This window comes from Streptococcus sp. GMD3S, assembly GCF_000298695.2.
Classification (GTDB): Bacteria; Bacillota; Bacilli; order Lactobacillales; family Streptococcaceae; genus Streptococcus.
Genome location: NZ_AJRC02000021.1, coordinates 1 through 17,264 on the forward strand (window position 1 = coordinate 1; position 17,264 = coordinate 17,264).

Below are 17,264 nucleotides of genomic sequence, written 5' to 3' on the forward strand. Positions count from 1 at the left end.
TTTGGCAACTGCTCTTTTTGAGCTTGATTAGCTTTACTTGAAGCAATTTCTTTTGTATCTGCTTTTTCTGATACTTGTGGTTTTGTTGCTTCTTGAGGTACTGGTTTGGTCGTTTCACCAGCTGTACCAACTTCGACGATGCGATTCTGAGCCATAACTTTATCATAGCTTTCTTTTTCAGTTCGCTTGCCATTTTCAACTTCGATTAAGTGAACACGGATACCTTGTCTTCCTTCTTGAAGGATGCGAGTTTGACCTGCTGGAAGCTGATCATTCTTTTGTTCCTGAACCTTGAAATCAATTGTTTCTTCTTCGATTACAAGTTCTGGTCTGTTAAGGACAAGATTCTTCACTTCGTCTTCTGGAAGAGAAGTTCCTGGTTTGGTTCCAACCAAGACGATGCGGTCTGTCGGTGCCTCTACCACTTCACGGAGTTTTTCTTCCTTACTTCCACTAGGATTAACCGCTGTGAAGATCCGTTCCTTACCAACTTTTCCTTCTTGTTCTACACGTGTTTCACCTAGATACAGTGTTGAATCCTTTTTCTCAACTGTCTTGTAGGCCAAATCTTTTTCAACAAATTCGAGTTTTGGAAGATCTTCTTGTACAGCAGCAACAGTCTTCTCAGAAACTGGTTTTTCCTTAGTCAACTGGATACGGTATTCCTTGACTTGTTTTCCACTTTCTGAAACAAGACGAACAAGTACTGGAAGGCTGTCTTCTCCACTATCTACAACTGTTGAAGCTACTTGATTACTTTCTTCGACTGAGACTTTTGGACGTTGACCTTTATAGGTGATTTGGTAGTCTTGACGATCTTCAGCGAAGTCAGGAAGTTCTTTTCCATCTACAAGAATTTTTGATTGGGTACTTTCTTGAGGCAATTCACTCGGTGCAAGGAAGGTCATCTCAATTATCGCAACACCCTTCTTATCCGCTTTGCGCTCCATACGCCATCTCATGGCTTTGGCTTTGACAGCTTTAAATGTTACGTTGATTTCATCACCAGCTGCGATGTCTTTATCCGCACGATAAGGCACAGCTTCCCAATTTTCTGGATTGTTAAATGGATGAGCTGCATCGTAGGCTTGGTAGTTAGAATAGTAGGTAGGCACTTCAAACTCTGGGCCAATATAACGTTCCAAAACGAGTTTAGATGGGGCATCTGTACCACTATCTGCAAAGAAGTGAAGTTTGGCTTGCGCTACAGTCCGTTCTACAATCTTACCATTTTCACGGAAGATCACACCTGCTGATACTTCTGGATTAGAAGATGGTGTTGGAGACCAGTTTGTCCAACGACGATTTTCTGAATGATTTCCGTCATTAAGATAGTCCACACGGTCATGGGAGTTTCTATCAATGTCGTTAGTGGCTGAAGCAAAGGCGCGGTTACTATTTTCATCATACTCTGGGTTATTTGAAAGAGCTTCACCAAGTTTGTCTGTCACTCGTACAGTGAACTCAGTAACAAGATCACTACCAAGGACACGACCTCGAACAGTAAATTGGCCTGCTTTAGTCAGATTTTCTGCTGGAACTTCTTCCCATTCCACTGCCAAGTCTTTTGTTTCGTAACCGTCTTTACCTGTGAAGTAAACAGGAACCTTAGTTGGCAATTCAAGCGGTTGCCCTACTTGTAGCAAGCGATCTTGTTTGACCGCGGCAACTGGTTTACGAGAGAGCAAGTCTTTATTGCTTGTAAAGTGTAGACGGTATTCTCCTAGGATGTCCCCATTTTCAGCCTTCGCGATAACACGAACTGGCTCACCTTCACGAACGCTTGGAACGACGGTAGCGAGACCATTGTTGCTGACACTTGCTGTTACTGCAGGAACTTTTCCATCTACTGACTCAAGGTAGTAGTCAGTCAAATCAGGGTTAAAGTTTGCTAAGTCTTTACCGTCAACTTGGATTCTTGTTTGTCCTTGTTTGGCTGCTGCGACTTGTTTTGCAAAGATTTGTACTTCTGTGATAGACGTTCCTTTCTTGCTATCAAGTCGAACCATACGAATGCGAACCGCATAGGTCTCAACTTTATCAAAGCTGAAATGATTCATTTCTCCAGCTTTTAATTGAGCTGGTGCTTTGAGATTGCTTACCTCTTTCCAGTTTGCAGGATCGTTAAAGGCATGGTTTTCCTCACCTACAAAGCTAGGGTTTTTAGGGGCTGTTGGAACGGTCTTACCGACATAATATTCAATCACATAAGACTTCGGTACACCAACTCCGTGGTCTTCGTGGAATCCGACACTTAGATTATCAACTGAACGTTTGCTCAAAATACCTGAATCTCCGAATAGGACACCAACTGAAGCTTCTGGATTAGTACGGTTCCAGTTTGTCCAACGATTAGCTGGGCGGTCATTAAAGGAAATCAATTTATCGTTGACGTTTGAAACAGGATCAGTTGGATTTGAGTCTGAAGCAAAGGCCAGTGGCAATTCTGATCCGGTCCATTGGTCAGAAATGTTTGCTCCCTTCTCAGTTTGAGCAGATACGCGAACATGAAGTTTAGTTGTTAATTGCGTACCTTCTAGGCGACCATTAACTGTAAAGACACCTTCCTTGGCGTATTGGTCTGGACGAATCGCATCCCAAGTAACCTTAGCTGATGAAACGTGGCCATTTGAATCGTAGGTACGAACGCTTTCTGGTAATTGTGGTGCTTCTGCAATTGGAGTTGTCACACTGACTTCTTCAACTGAAACGATGCCTTCTACAGATACTTTAGCACGCGCTTCAAGATCCAGACCTTCAACTTTACCTAGAATTTCAAAGGTTTGATAGTGGTCGAGTTTTTCTTTTGGAATGGCTTGCCAAGTGACTTTGTGGGCTTTAGGGAAACCTTTGTCATACTCTACTGTCACTGTAGCTGGAAGGCTTGGTTCTTGATGTAAATCTGTGACTACATTTACTGGGCGGATAGATTGGGCTACTTTTTTCTCAGTATTGGCCTGGATCGTGAGATCGATTTGACCTGTAGCCCCCTCATATTCTGCTTTGAGAGAGACTGTTCCTGGCTTATGCAACTCAAGCATTCCTTTACGAACCGCGACTTCCCCTTCACCACTTGTAGAGAAGGCCACTTTATCTGCTGGTAAAACTGCTTGTGTTCCGTCTTGATAGTGTGCAAGGACAGACAATTTCACCGTTTGGTCTTCTTTAAGACCGTCAGCTTGCTCTACTTGTAGGCTCAAGTGGTCAATTTTCGGTGCTTCTTCAAGGAATTGAATTGCATAGGTTTGAAGAGGTCCACCATCTTTTGGTTGAACATAGATGCTTGCACGCATGCCGTTTGCTGCACTTGCTTGGACTACAGTAACATCCGCATTTTCAGCACTTGCTACAACTTCTGGCAAGGATGCACCGTAAGCAAGAGTTCGATATTGCATTGGATGTTGACTAGTAAGGTCTGTAACGGCTTCACCACCAACGGTTACAGTTGGTACTACAGGTGCTGCAGCATTGCCTTCTTCTACCACAAGGGTAGCGTGAATAGTCTCACCACCCAGTTGACCAGTCATTTGAATACGTGATCCTGCAACTGACAGTTTAGCTTTATCTGCTTCCGAAATCTCCCACTTATCAACTTCGTATTCTTGTACGCTTCCATCCGTAACAGCAATAGAAACGTATTTATCAACAGCGCTCAAGTCTGTTCCTGGAGCAACACGCTTAACAGTTGGAAGCTCATTTGCGATTGCTAGAATTTCGACACGGGCCTCAACTTCGCGTCCGTCTGCCATACCTTTAACAGTCACAACTCCTGCTTGGCTCACATCAACTGAAGACCAAGTGACTGGACGTTTTTCACGACTGCCATCACTGTAGATAAAACCGACTGTCTTCGGCATTTTTGGCTCTTTCTCAATAACAGTACGTACTTTTGGTACTTCTGTACCTAAAACAGTTTTTTCTTGTCCTTCTTTCTTACCTGTAAAGACAGTGACTTGGTCCGATTTCAAGAGATCAGAGTGGGCAGTAAGGGTGAATTTACCTGCTTGCTCAGTTGATTTAACAATGGCAACCCCTTTACCGTTAAAGGCTCTGCGGATCCAAGAACCATCAGGTTGTGCCTTGTAGCGTTCACGGCTGGCTTGTTCCCCATTATCAACACCAACCAGTTGACCTTGTCCATGCAATTGGAAACGAACCAAATTATTGGCAGTTGGTACCACATTTCCTTGGCTGTCTACGATTTCATAGTAGATGTAAGTCAAGTCTTTTCCATCTGCAGCGATTGCGTGTTCTTCCTTGATGAGACGAACACCTGCAGGTTGACCTGCAGTGGTAATCTTGTCACGTGCAATTTCTTTACCAGCTTCATCACGAGCTACTGCTTCTAAGGTACCTGGTTGGTAAGCAACCTTCCACTCAAGATAGAGTTCCTTAGCATTGGCACCTTCTTGGTAGGTACGACCATCACTAGTTTGTTTTTTGTTGAACTTTTTAACACCGAGAGATTGACCGTTCAAGAACAATTCAACACTTGCAGCATTAGAGTAAGCGCGAACTGGAATCTTTCCTTGTGCATCTTCTACTTTAGAGGCCAAGTCTCTATTCTCCCAGTTCCAGTGAGGAAGAAGGTGAACCATTGGTTTCTTCTTGACAGAAACCCATTGGCTTTGGTAGAGGTAGAAGTCATGTTTTGGAATACCCGCTGTATCTACGATACCAAAGTAAGAGCTCTTAACGGGAGTTTGGTTTTGGTTGTGCCATGGTGTAGGTTCACCGATATAGTCCGTACCTGTCCAGATAAACTGTCCAGCATAGCCAGCGTTGTCACGATCAAACGTCCATGAATCTGTTGCCGTTTTACCCCAGCCAACTCGGTCATTACCATAGTCAGACTGTTCGTAATGACGCTCAGGTCCGTTACTATGTTTCAATTCCTGTTCAGGGCGATAGTAACTTCCACGTGTACGGGTAGCTGAAGATGTTTCGGAACCGTAAATCAACCAGTTTGGATGTTTCGCACGAAGTTTCTTGTAGTTGTCTTCTGAATAGTTGAAACCAACTGCATCCAGTTCATTAGCAATTTTCTCATGATCACCGCTACCATCACCAAAGCGGAACTTATCTGCTCCCATGGTAACATAACGTGTAGTATCAACATCTTTAATCACTTTTACTAAGCGTTTAACCGTTGCAAGAGAGTGAGCATTACCATTGGCTTCACCGATTTCGTTTCCGATAGACCACATGAAGACAGCTGGGTTATTTTTATCTCTTTCGACCATGGTACGAAGATCGTAGTCAGACCATTTTTCACCTTTTCTAGCTTCTGGGTGAGTGGCATCTTTTTCAAAGAAACGTCCGTAGTCATATGGTTTCTTGCCACCATACCACGTATCAAAGGCCTCTTCCTGAACCAGCAAACCAAGTTCTGCTGCGATTTGCAAGGTCTGTGGACTTGCAGGGTTATGAGTTGTACGGATGGAGTTAACGCCCATCTCCTTCATTTGTTTGAGACGACGGTATTCTGCTTTATAATTTTCTTCTGCTCCAAGCGCTCCGTGGTCATGGTGCAAGGAAACACCATGGAATTTAATTCGTTCACCATTCAAAGAGAAACCTTCATTTGGAGTCCAATGATAGTAACGGTAACCAAACAAATCTTTCTTAGCATCGACTAATTGACCATCACGGTAAACACGCGTAACCAGTTCATACAAGGCAGGTTTGTCATTTAAAACGGTCCAGAGTTTTGGTTGTTCAACTTCTAGAATCGCATCAAGACTTGTTGACTCATGTGCTTTCAAGGTACGGCTCGCTGTACGAACCAAGCCTGTTACAGCCTGACCACCACGTTCAACGATTTGATACTCTGCCACCAGTTCATGGTCTTTATCGTCTGTATTGACAATCTTGCTGGCTACATGAGTTTCAACCTTGCCATGTTGCTGTTGTTCAAGTTTTGGTGTTAAGATAGTTGTTCCATTTTTCTCAACATGAACCTTATCTGTCACTTGCAAGGTCACATCACGGTAGATACCACTACCTGAGTACCAACGGCTACTTGGCTGTTTGTTAACCGCATGGACAGCAATCACATTCTCACGACCATCTTTGTGAAGATATTTTGTGATATCGTATGAGAACTGGTTATAACCATTTGGATAATGCCCCACTAACTGACCATTGACATAGACTTGAGAGTCCATGTAGACACCATCAAAGGTCACACGAACATTTTTCTTGAGATCTTTTTCATCAAGTTTAAAGGTCTTGCGATACCAAGCTTCACCACCATTGAGCTGTCCACCCTCGTTTTGGGCAGGTGACTGATGGTCAAAATCGTTAAAGATACTCCAGTCGTGTGGGAGATCCAATTTTTGCCATGACGAAACATCTGCATCTGGTTTCACAGCTTCTTTGGAGTTTGCATTGAGTTTAAAGTGCCAATTTTGATTAAAATTCACTTTTCTATCTTCAATCATTTGATTCACTTCTTCATTTGTCGCAGCTTTCAACTCTTCCTTGACAGGCTTTTCTTGACTTGAAGCTTGAGATTCTACCTTTGGAGCTGTTTCTTCAGGTTTTAGAGATGCTTTCTCCTCTTTTGGAGCTACAGGTTCCTCTTCTTTCACCTCTGGTTTGCTTGCTTCAATTGGAGCAGCTTGACTTTGGTCGACACTTGCAGCATCCTTGTGCTCTGCTACAGCTTGATTTTCTTTTTCCTCCACTGCCGGACTTTCCTCTTTTGCTTGTTCAACAGTGTGAGTAATTGGAGTTTCATCCGCGAAAACTGGTGATTCTCCAATGACACTTCCTCCAAATAGAACCGCACAGGTTCCAATCATGACAGAGCAAGCGCCTACGGCAAACTTACGAATGCTGTAGACTCTTTTACGATTCCAATGGCCTTTTTCCATAAAATCCTCCTTTAGTAACCGCTTCCATTTATTTGTAAGCGTATTACTTTTTCATAGCCTTTTACCCTTATTTTATAAAATAATATAGGAAATTTCAATACCCTAAACACAAAAATCATATTTTTGATTGTTTTTTCTAAAATTTGTAGAAGATTCGAAAAAAGTGAATGTAGATTTAGAACAAAAACAAACAAATTTTTGACACTCAGTTCAATATTATAAAAAAAGTTCCTTTTGTAAGGAACTCCTTTTACTTATAATTAAAGATCCCCCCTGCCAACTTATCAGCTAGCTTGGGAAAGAGGGTATAAAACTTATGGGCTAGATTCAACAAAACTGGGAGATTGAGTTCCCGTTTGTTTTTTCCTATGATTTTGACAATCTTTCTAGCGACTACATCTGGTTCTAAGAGAAAGCGGTCAACCGACTTGAGGTAGCTCCCATCTGGGTCTGCCTGGTCAAAAAAGGCAGTACGAATCGGTCCTGGATTAACCGTCGTTACATAGACACCATAGGGCATCAGTTCGAGACGCAGAGCGTTTGAAAATCCAATAGCCGCAAACTTGGTCGCTGAGTAGAGACTGGACTTACTAGTCGCTATCAAACCTGCCATGCTGACGATATTGATGATGTGGCCTTTTCGGCTTTCCTTCATGCGAGCTCCAAGACGACGAGACAGATTCATCAGAGCAAAGGTATTGACCTCAAACATCTGGTGAATGTCTTGATCAGAGATCTTGTCGAAATCTTCAAAAATTCCATAGCCAGCATTGTTAATCAAGACATCAATCTTGCCATAACGGAGATAGAGGTCAGCTACCAGAGCTTCTAGGGCTGAGTCATCAGTAATATCGATTTCAATCCATTCTACATGAGGATGCTTTGCATATAGTTGGGCTAGTTTTTCCTTGTTTCTACCTAGTAAGATGAGTTGGTCATTTGGCAAGAGTTTGACCATTTCTTGGGCTAAGCCACCGCTTGCCCCAGTGATGATGATGGTACGCATCTCTATTCCTTTCAAAGTTTTGATCAATTTAATGAAATCTTTTTCCAGCTAAATAATGAGCATAGGCTTGATCAATGACAGGAGCAAACAGATGATAATCCTCCCAGCTACCTAAAAATTCTAAAGGCAAGTCATATAAGTCATTGACTACAAATTCGGAATAATCATCCATATACTGATGTTCATAATAGTCATTTACAAAAGCCTGAAAATCCTTTGTAATATCCATTGTTCCCAGTTTACCATCGCACCAGTCTAAAAGATAATCAACACCCAAAGTTTGCTCGTTTTTTAAACTTTGGAATACCGTTTCTTCATCAGGAAACATCAATTCTTTTGCATCATGCAGGATGAGCCAAGTAACGAAAAAACCGATATGATTCGCAGCCCAACGATAAATCTCCCGATAATCTTTTTGAGTTAACTCTTCTTTTTGTAATGAATAGCTGTGCAAGTAGTTGGTTAAGGCATTCTCAAAATACCAATCCGCTTTATCCAATAAACGATTTTCAACAGTCATCTTAATTCCCTCTCAACGAACTGTAACATTATAACTCAACCTCTTCCAAGTCTTTGACGACATGGACATTCTCAAAAATACTAGCTGCATCTTTCTTAAGCTGACTAATATCCTTTGATAGGAAGCGGGCACTGATATGGTTGAGCAAGAGGCGCTTAGCACTGGCTTCTGCTGCTACTTGTGCTGCCTGCATATTGGTTGAGTGACCGTGATTGCGAGCAATTTTTTCATCTCCCTTGCCATAAGTCGACTCATGGACAAGGACATCGGCATTGACAGCTAAACGCACACTAGCATTGGTTTTACGGGTGTCACCCAGAATGGTGATAATCTTACCTGGACGGGGAGCTGAGATATAGTCTGCTGCCTTGATTTCAGTTCCATCTTCGAGAACAACGTCCTGGCCGTTTTTGATCTTTCCAAAAAGCGGACCAAATGGAACACCAGCAGCCTTAAGTTTTTCAGCATCCAAGGTCCCTTCTAGATCCTTTTGCATGACACGATAACCAACGCAGAAAATAGTGTGGTCCAGCTCCTCTGCATACACAGTGAATTTATCGGTCTCAAAGATTTTCCCTAGAGAATCTTGGTCAAACTCATGAAAATGAATGCGGTAAGGCAGACGAGAGCCTGACACACGAAGGCTGGTTAAGACAAATGACTTGATTCCTTGCGGTCCATAGATGTCCAAATCTGTCTGCTCTTCATTGGCCTGAAAAGCACGGCTAGAGAGAAATCCTGGCAATCCAAAGATGTGGTCTCCATGCAGGTGGGTGATAAAGATTTTGCTGACCTTCCGTGGTCGAATCGTGGTTTCCAGAATGCGATTTTGCGTTCCTTCTCCACAGTCAAAGAGCCAAACTTCGTTAATCTCATCCAAGAGTTTCAGGGCGAGACTTGAAACGTTGCGGGCTTTAGAGGGCTGACCGGCCCCTGTTCCTAAAAATTGAATATCCATTCGATACTTTCTAATTAATCAATATATAACATAGCTGTGCGATTTTCCGATCGGAAATAGCGACTGCCAGAAAAAGCAACAGCTTCTTGCAGTAAATCCTCTTGGCTGTAGCCTTTGAGACGCTTGCGACCATCTGCTAAACTTTCTAAATCAGTCAAAGCTGTGAGATTCTTCACACTAACAACTTCTTCATCTCCGACAGGCTTCATGTAAATCTTTCCAGACTCCTCAAAGACTAGTTGATGGGGGAAAATTTGCGCAATCTCAAAAAGTAAGTCATCCGAGATTTCCTCTTCATTTTCAGAGAAAATTCGCCCCAAGCCCTCACTCTCATAGCAAAATCCAAAAGATTTGCCAGATAAATTAAGACGAATAAAAGGCTTATTTTCAAAGGTGAAACTTGGATCAGCATTGTAGAGATTCAGTTCATGACTGACTTCTAAAAAATAATCCGTCGCAGCTTCAGGACTCTTTTTCTGGTAGAGTTCAGCAAAGTAGGCATTGACTACACTCGGAGGAGGTGTGATGAGAGCCAACTGCTCTTGCTCTGTTTTGCCAGCTAGAAGTTGATCCAGATAGACCTTATCCAAACTTGTATAACCCCCATACTTTAGAGCCAAGGTTTTAATATCAGTCATAAAATTCCTCTAACCTCCATTTGTTTTTCTCGGAAATGTAGCCTGTAATCACTTCTCCATCATCTTGGTAGTCACGATCTTCAAGAATCGCTACACTTTCCAAATCATGAATCTTGTAGGACTTAGAAAAAGGCACCCGTAGAGTAAAGGCTTCAAAAATCTCCTTGATTTTTTCTAAAAATAAAGCCTGCAACTGCTCACGACTATCCTCAGACTTGGCAGAAATGAGGGCATACGGCGTTTGAGTAGGCGTAAAATCCTCCACCAAATCCGCTTTATTGTAAAGAGTCAAGCGAGGAATATCCTCCATATCCAAGTCTTTCATGATAGACAGAACCGTTTTTTCATGCTCCTCGTGATAAGGATTGCTGGCATCGATGACATGAACCAAAAGATCCACATGCTTGCTTTCTTCCAAAGTTGACTTGAAACTGGACACCAATTCAGTTGGCAAATCCTGGATAAAACCAACCGTATCAGTCAAGGTAACCTGAAGATTGCCCCCAAGATGGATACTCTTTGTCGTCGCATCCAGGGTCGCAAACAGCTCGTCTGCTTCGTACTGGGTCTTACTGGTTAAGCTGTTCATGATAGTTGATTTCCCAGCATTGGTGTAGCCAATCAAGCCAATCTTAAAGGTGCTTGACTCCAAGCGTTTTTCTCTGACTGTCGCCCGATTTTTCTCTACCACCTTGAGCTGGCGTTCGATATCTGTGATTTGATTGCGAACACTACGACGGTTCAGTTCCAACTGACTCTCACCTGGACCACGGGAACCAATTCCCCCTGCCTGACGGCTGAGCATGATTCCTTGACCAACCAAGCGAGGCAAGAGATATTTGAGCTGGGCTAGGTGGACTTGGAGTTTCCCTTCATGGCTTCGAGCCCGCATAGCAAAGATATCCAAAATCAACTGCATACGGTCAATGACCTTGACACCCAGAACTTCCTCTAGATTGACATTTTGCCGTGGTGTCAGACGGTTGTTGACAATGACAGTAGTAATTTCCTCAGCATCCACCATGAGCACAATTTCTTCCAACTTACCAGATCCGACAAAAGTCTTGGAGTCATACTTTTCACGTTTTTGCCTGTAGCTATCTACAACGACTGCTCCAGCAGTCTTAGCCAGACTGGCCAACTCTTCCATGGACAGGTCAAAATTATCCATGCCCTGCAGTTCAACACCAATTAGCAGGACCCGTTCTTCTTTTTTCTCCGTTTCAATCATTTAAAAACTCCTCAATCTGGCTTAGAATACGCTCCTTCACGCCAGACTCTCCTATCTGATAAAAGGTCACCTGCATGCGATTACGGAACCAGGTCAACTGACGCTTGGCAAAACGACGGGTAGCCTGTTTGAGACTCTCACTAGCTTCCTCTAAAGTCTGCTCCCCACGGAAATATGGAAATAGTTCCTTGTAGCCAATTCCTTTGGCTGCCTGCGCATCAGGGTAATGGTCAAAAAGCCACTTGGCCTCATCCAAAAGCCCAGCCTCAAACATTAGATCCACTCGGTTGTTGATACGTTCATAAAGCTGACTACGCTCATCATCTAAGCAGATAATCAGAGGTTCATACAAAGTCTCTTGATTTTCCAAATCCTGACCAAAATGGGCAATCTCCAAGGCACGCATAGCACGACGACGGTTAAACTGGGGAATTTCAAGACCTGCTTGCTCCACGAGATGGGCTAATTCCTCATCTGAATAAGGCTCCAAGCTAGCCCGATAAGCTAAAATCTCCTCATGAGGTGTTTCTCCACCTAGATGGTATCCTTCCAGCAAGCTCTGGATATAAAGCCCTGTACCACCCGCGATAATAGCAAGCTTACCACGGTTATGAATATTCTCAATAGCCTTCTTAGCTTCTGAAACAAAATCAAAAGCCGAGTAAGACTCGGTCACCTCTCTGACATCAATCAAATGATGAGGAACAGCTGCTTGCTCCTCTGGGCTAGCCTTGGCCGTCCCAATATCTAGCCTTCTGTATACTTGCTGACTGTCACCGCTGACCACCTCTCCACCAAAGCGCTTAGCTACTTCAATAGCAAGGGCTGTTTTCCCAACAGCAGTCGGTCCAACAATCACAATTATTTTTGTTTTCATCTTTTTTCCTTGAAAAATTTCCATTTTTTCGTTACTATTATTATATCACAAAAAGTTAAGTCAGAAAAATGCTACCACTTAAGGAGCCTGGCTGATTGGAAAGATAAAGGAGGAAGACTCATGGCTAAAGGATTCGCTAAAGGTCTTGTAACAGGTGTCGCAGGAACTGTCGCTGCCGTTGCAGGTGCAGTATACGCAATTAAAAAGAAAGTGATTGAGCCAGAAGAGCAAAAAGCAGCTTTCATCGAAGAAAACCGTAAAAAAGCAGCTCGCCGTCGCGTATCACATTAAGCAACAAAAGAAGTTGAGAAATCTCAACTTCTTTTTATTTTCTTTTATAGTCAATGAAAATCAAAGAGCAAACTAGGAAGCTAGCCGCAGGTTGCTCAAAGCACTGCTTTGAGGTTGTGGATAGAACTGACGAAGTCAGTCACCATACCTACGGTAATGCGACGCTGACGTGGTTTGAAGAGATTTTCGAAGAGTATTAAATAGCCAAATCAAACTTCAGTTGTGGCTTAACCGGATCATAGTCAACTAACTCAAAGTCCTCCGCTTTGATATCAAAGAAATTGGTCCCATCAGGAACATTTAAAACCAAGCGTGGTTGGCAGTTTGACGGCTCACGACGAAGCAATTCCTGAGCTTGTTCAAATTGATTATCGTAGATATGAAGGTTGTTGATAAAATAGAAAAACTTCCCAACCTTCCAGCCAAAGTGTTTAGCAATCATCATTTGAAGAGCTACGTACTGCATAGCGTTAATGTGGTGAGCCACCAGCATGTCATTCGAACGCTGGGTCAAAGTCGCATCCAGATAGATTTCCCCATCAACCCGACGGACATCAAACATGGTCTGAAAGGCGCATGGAAGAAGACCATCTGTCTCCTCAAAAGCTTGGTAATCCCAGAGCGAGATGATATTGCGGCGGTTCCAAGGGTTGGCTTCTAACTGCTTGAGAATCTTGTTGATGATATCGTGTTTCTTAACAACTGCCCCATAGCGCTCACCGATGGTCCCCGTTTCTCCCACTTCCCAGTCATTCCAGTAGTGAACATTGTACTTGTTATTAAGCACTTCTAGGCTATTAGACTGGTCTTGGTAAATCCAGAGCACTTCCTTGATGGCAGATTTGATCGCAATGGGACGCAAGGTCGTGATGGGGAATTCCCCTTTAGACAAATCATACTCCGCAAAGGCACCCGTTACGTACTTGGAGTTGGCAACAGTCCCATCCTTGTACTTGGGACGAGCCTGCTCAGAAAAGACACCTTTTTTGAGGATTCGTTCAATATTTTCTTTAAAAATCGTATCTGCTTTTGTCATTTACTCTCACCTCATTTATTGTCCTAACTAGTATAGCATAAAAAAAGAAAGGAGGAAAATCACTGGCTTTAAAGTAGTGTTTTTCTCCTTTTATGATCTTATTGCAATACAAGTGATGCTGCTCCGATAACTCCAGCGTCATTTCCTAGAGTTGCAAGAGCTAGTTTAGTTGTTGTGCGTACTTGTGGGAAGGTATTTTCATCGTAGACTTTTTGAACACCTTGGAGAAGGAATTCTCCAGCTGCTGACACCCCACCACCGATAACGATTGTTGATGGGTTTAGGATTGAGCCGATATTAGCACAAGCGATTCCCAAGTAACGTGAGAAGTTTCGGTAAACGATCAAGGCAAGGTCATCCCCTTCTTTTGCAAGGTCAAAGACAGTTTTAGCAGTTACTTCTTCACCGTCATCAATCAAGCGTTTCAAGGCTGCATCGCCTTCGTATTCATCTGCATAACGACGAGTCAAGTTGACAATCCCTGTTGCGGAAGCAACTGTCTCAAGACAGCCTTTTTTACCACAGGTACATGCGATTGGTTGGTCAAAGTCAACAGTGATATGACCAAGCTCACCAGCAGCACCAGCAACACCGTGGAGCAATTTGCCTTCAGCCACGATACCGCCACCAACACCTGTACCAAGTGTCATAAAGACAACGTCTGGTTGGTTTTCACCAGCACCCATCCAACGCTCACCAAGAGCAGCTACGTTGGCATCATTATCGATAAAGAATGGAATCCCCAAGGCTTTTTCAATCTTTTCTTTAATCGGTTGAAGGGTTTTCCAGTTTAGGTTGTAGGCACCGATAACAGTTCCTTTTTCACGGTCAACCACACCAGGTGATCCCATCCCAATCCCTCGGAAGTCTGTGGCTGACAATCCAAGCAAGTCCAAACGATGCTGAATAGACTCAATCATATCATCTACAATATGGCTTCCTTCATCCAAAATGTTGGTCTTGATAGACCATTTTTCTTGGATTTCTCCCTCTTGAGTTAAAATTGCGAACTTGACAGATGTACCACCAAGGTCAATCCCAATAATCTTTTGACTCATCGTCTTCTCCTTTTTAATTGAAAATGCTTACAGATATAGTATAACAAAATCGTCCATTTTGTGCAAAGGTTTGCATTAACTTCCTAGAAATTATTCTGATTTATGGTTTCCAAAGACCAGAACCATCTACGTAGTATCTGCCACCATCAACTCGCTCATTCTTTGCCATTTTACCATCTGATTTCAAATAGTAATTTCCTTGCCAAGTATTACGAGCGTATGAACCATCTGATTTCAAGTAGTACCAAGATTGATAAGAAGAGTCATATATCCACTCACCTTGTGCCATTTTACCGTTCGCTTTGAGATAAAAAGCGCCTTGCCAAGCATTTTGGGCATAGGATCCATCTGATTTCAAATAATACCAAGCTTGGTATGATGAATCATAAATCCATTCACTTTGAGCCATCTTTCCGTTTGCTTTAAGGTAGTAACTTCCTATCCATGTGTTTCGTGCATACGAACCATCCGATTTGAGATAATACCATCCCTTGTAATATGAGTCATATATCCACTCACTCTGAGCCATTGTTCCATCTGATTTGAGATAGTAATCTCCTTTCCAAGAATTGGTTACTAGATTACCATTGTCAGAATAATAATACCAATATCTATCCTGCTTAACCCATCCACTAGAAGAAACTCTATTCTGTGGACTAGACTGGCGTGGTTTAAAGACTCCCCGAGGTGCATTTGCACGTTCACAAGCTATCCCATCACCATCTTTGTCTAGTCTTGAAGAATATCCAGGCTCTCCTCTATGGATATCAGAATAACCATTTTCCCATGCTTCTTTACAACTAGAAAAATGAATATTTTCTTCTGCACTAACCGGTTGAGCAAACAAACCTAAAATTGGAAAAACAGTAAGAATCACTTTCAGCAAAATTGTTTTTTTCATCATTTCCTCCTATAAAATGACATCGTTTTCTTTTTATTTTATCAAACTTAATTCAACAATTCAATATATACATTATATTTTTTGATTTATAAAGTTTATTTAGAATTCACTTCCAACTCATACAAGCCTCTGACTGCATTAGAGCCATAGATAGTTTCCGCTTGGTCCAAGTCTGGCACAGTCAGAACTTTTTCCTCTGCCTGTCCTGTTTCCAGCAAATGCTGGCGGTAGATTCCTGGCAAAATCCCTAGATTGATAGGAGGTGTGTAGAGCTTACCATTAATTTTTAAGACCAGATTTCCAATAGAGGTTTCAAGCAATTCTCCTGCTACATTATGGTAAATGATTTCCTGTTCCCCTAGACTTAAGTGTGGTCTATGGGTTGTTTTAAAGTAGGTAAATGATTGATTCAAATCTGCCTCTTGCAGACAAAGTTTGGCTTTGCAGAAACTTGGACTGAAGGGTGTTAAGATTTGGCGACTGAGTTCTATCTCTCCCGATTTGCTGAGACTAATTCGTAAGCGGTAGTCTTGATTAACATCACAAACTTGACACTCTTTCTCTATCTTTTGTCTCAGGTTTTCTGGATCAAAAGGATAGGCAAAATATCGACTAGCCTTTGTCAGTCTTTCCAGATGTTGATCTTCAAACAGCAGTTGTTTTTGGCTGATTTTCCCAGTCGTAATCAGTTGGAAACGTGCTTGTTTACGATAGAGAACAGCCGCCTTTTGATGAACCTCACGGTATTCAGATTCCCAAGTGCTATCCCAAGTAATCCCTCCGCCAACTCCATAGATGGCTTTTTCTTGGTACAGTTGAATAGTCCGAATGGCGACATTGAAAATCCGTCGTCCATTTGGAAGCAAGAGACCAATCGTTCCGCAGTAGACTCCTCTGGGTTGGGGCTCCAAGTTCTTGATGATTTCCATGGTCGCAATTTTGGGAGCTCCTGTGATAGATCCACATGGAAAGAGCGAACGGAAGATTTCAACTAGGTCCACATCCGGTCGTAACTGACTCTTAATGGTCGAAGTCATTTGCCAAACGGTTGAATACTGCTCCACTTGGCAAAGACACTCCACGTGCTCACTACCCACTTCGGAAATACGGTTCATATCGTTGCGCAAGAGATCTACAATCATCATATTCTCAGAGCGATTTTTAGGATCCTGTTCTAGCCAACTAGCCTGTTCTAAATCTTCTTGGTTAGTCACTCCCCGCTGGGTTGTTCCTTTCATTGGGCGAGTCGTTAATTCCCGGTCATTTTGCTCAAAAAAGAGCTCTGGGCTCATGGAAATCACCGCCATCTCGTCATGTTCAACATAGGCATTGTAGCCCGCCTCCTGCTCTACCACCATGCGATTGTAGATGGCAAAAGGATTGGCACTTAAGTCTTGCTTGAGTTGGACGGTGTAATTTACCTGATAGGTGTCCCCCTGACGCAAATGATGGTGAATCTGGGAAATAGCTTTTTCATAGTTCTCTGCAGATGTTTGTTCCCGCCACTTTGAAGGCAAATCTACTTCCTCATAAGTCAGTGGAATAGGGGATGTTTCCACCCTATCATGAACGGTAAAGTAAAGCAAATACTCGCCCAGTAAAGGAGCTTTATGAACTGCTAGTTTCTCCTCAAAAGCAGGTGCAGCCTCGTAACTGACGTAGCCCACCACATAATAGCCTTGTTCTTGGTAGCTTTCCACCTGTGCTAGCAAGTCCGCCACTTCTGATAAATCTCTCGTTTTTAACTCTTTGATCGGCTGGGTAAAGGTGTATCTCTCCCCTAAAGCCCTAAAATCAATCACTGTTTTTCTATGCATATCTTAAGTATAGCACAAAAAAGCCGACCTAGAACAGCTAAATCCAGCTTTGT

12 protein-coding genes are annotated in these 17,264 nt (G+C 42.7%); 1 reads left to right on the plus strand and 11 read right to left on the minus strand.

Annotated elements, in window-relative coordinates:
* The 7 genes from bgaA to miaA all read right to left on the minus strand — a co-directional run.
* Positions 1–6,878, minus strand: a 6,878-nt coding sequence (bgaA, locus tag GMD3S_RS0208555; RefSeq protein WP_025172982.1) for an LPXTG-anchored adhesin/beta-galactosidase BgaA, incomplete at its 3' end; no start/stop codon positions are given.
* Between the two features lie 250 nt (positions 6,879–7,128).
* A complete protein-coding gene (locus GMD3S_RS0208560; protein ID WP_001259142.1) occupies positions 7,129–7,884 on the minus strand; it encodes an SDR family NAD(P)-dependent oxidoreductase in 756 nt (251 codons plus the stop codon).
* A gap of 28 nt (positions 7,885–7,912) precedes the next feature.
* On the minus strand, positions 7,913–8,404 hold the full coding sequence (locus tag GMD3S_RS0208565) for a DUF7832 domain-containing protein (RefSeq protein WP_000215491.1): 492 nt from the start codon (positions 8,402–8,404) through the stop codon (positions 7,913–7,915).
* Between the two features lie 28 nt (positions 8,405–8,432).
* Positions 8,433–9,362, minus strand: coding sequence for a ribonuclease Z (gene rnz / locus GMD3S_RS0208570; protein WP_000354317.1), 930 nt, complete (start codon positions 9,360–9,362; stop codon positions 8,433–8,435).
* A gap of 14 nt (positions 9,363–9,376) precedes the next feature.
* Positions 9,377–10,000 carry a hypothetical protein gene (locus GMD3S_RS0208575; RefSeq protein ID WP_000129699.1) on the minus strand — a complete coding sequence of 208 codons (624 nt, stop codon included), beginning with the start codon at positions 9,998–10,000 and terminating at the stop codon, positions 9,377–9,379.
* A complete protein-coding gene (gene hflX / locus GMD3S_RS0208580) occupies positions 9,993–11,231 on the minus strand; it encodes a GTPase HflX (RefSeq protein WP_000573178.1) in 1,239 nt (412 codons plus the stop codon). The genes GMD3S_RS0208575 and hflX overlap by 8 nt, the downstream gene beginning before the upstream one ends.
* Entirely contained in the window at positions 11,224–12,108 is an 885-nt protein-coding gene (gene miaA, locus GMD3S_RS0208585) for a tRNA (adenosine(37)-N6)-dimethylallyltransferase MiaA (RefSeq protein WP_000850176.1), read from the minus strand. Before miaA ends, hflX begins: the two co-directional genes overlap by 8 nt.
* A gap of 120 nt (positions 12,109–12,228) precedes the next feature.
* Between miaA and GMD3S_RS10455 the strand changes: the two genes are divergently transcribed.
* Complete coding sequence (locus tag GMD3S_RS10455) at positions 12,229–12,399, plus strand: DUF3042 family protein (protein ID WP_001051782.1); 171 nt, start codon at positions 12,229–12,231, stop codon at positions 12,397–12,399.
* 196 nt (positions 12,400–12,595) lie between these two features.
* Here the strand turns inward: GMD3S_RS10455 and GMD3S_RS0208600 are convergent, their stop codons facing one another.
* The 4 genes from GMD3S_RS0208600 to pabB all read right to left on the minus strand — a co-directional run bounded on the left by GMD3S_RS0208600 (position 12,596) and on the right by pabB (position 17,211).
* A complete protein-coding gene (locus GMD3S_RS0208600) occupies positions 12,596–13,435 on the minus strand; it encodes a thymidylate synthase (RefSeq protein WP_000158642.1) in 840 nt (279 codons plus the stop codon).
* 98 nt (positions 13,436–13,533) lie between these two features.
* Positions 13,534–14,493 (minus strand): ROK family glucokinase, encoded by a 960-nt coding sequence (locus GMD3S_RS0208605; RefSeq protein WP_000078592.1) that lies wholly within the window; start codon positions 14,491–14,493, stop codon positions 13,534–13,536.
* 100 nt (positions 14,494–14,593) lie between these two features.
* On the minus strand, positions 14,594–15,394 hold the full coding sequence (locus GMD3S_RS0208610; RefSeq protein ID WP_000751033.1) for an excalibur calcium-binding domain-containing protein: 801 nt from the start codon (positions 15,392–15,394) through the stop codon (positions 14,594–14,596).
* Positions 15,395–15,489: 95 nt separating this feature from the next.
* Positions 15,490–17,211: an aminodeoxychorismate synthase component I gene (gene pabB / locus GMD3S_RS0208615; RefSeq protein WP_008284285.1), complete on the minus strand. Its 1,722-nt coding sequence runs from the start codon at positions 17,209–17,211 to the stop codon at positions 15,490–15,492.
* Positions 17,212–17,264 lie beyond the last annotated feature (53 nt).

Bases quoted from the DNA above. Each gene is read 5' to 3' on its own strand.
- pabB (WP_008284285.1), bottom strand. From the start codon at position 17,211: ATGCATAGAAAAACAGTGATTGATTTTAGGGCTTTAGGGGAGAGATAC.
- GMD3S_RS10455 (WP_001051782.1), top strand. From the start codon at position 12,229: ATGGCTAAAGGATTCGCTAAAGGTCTTGTAACAGGTGTCGCAGGAACT.
- GMD3S_RS0208600 (WP_000158642.1), bottom strand. From the start codon at position 13,435: ATGACAAAAGCAGATACGATTTTTAAAGAAAATATTGAACGAATCCTC.
- hflX (WP_000573178.1), bottom strand. From the start codon at position 11,231: ATGATTGAAACGGAGAAAAAAGAAGAACGGGTCCTGCTAATTGGTGTT.
- GMD3S_RS0208565 (WP_000215491.1), bottom strand. From the start codon at position 8,404: ATGACTGTTGAAAATCGTTTATTGGATAAAGCGGATTGGTATTTTGAG.
- GMD3S_RS0208560 (WP_001259142.1), bottom strand. From the start codon at position 7,884: ATGCGTACCATCATCATCACTGGGGCAAGCGGTGGCTTAGCCCAAGAA.
- GMD3S_RS0208610 (WP_000751033.1), bottom strand. From the start codon at position 15,394: ATGAAAAAAACAATTTTGCTGAAAGTGATTCTTACTGTTTTTCCAATT.
- rnz (WP_000354317.1), bottom strand. From the start codon at position 9,362: ATGGATATTCAATTTTTAGGAACAGGGGCCGGTCAGCCCTCTAAAGCC.
- miaA (WP_000850176.1), bottom strand. From the start codon at position 12,108: ATGAAAACAAAAATAATTGTGATTGTTGGACCGACTGCTGTTGGGAAA.
- GMD3S_RS0208605 (WP_000078592.1), bottom strand. From the start codon at position 14,493: ATGAGTCAAAAGATTATTGGGATTGACCTTGGTGGTACATCTGTCAAG.
- GMD3S_RS0208575 (WP_000129699.1), bottom strand. From the start codon at position 10,000: ATGACTGATATTAAAACCTTGGCTCTAAAGTATGGGGGTTATACAAGT.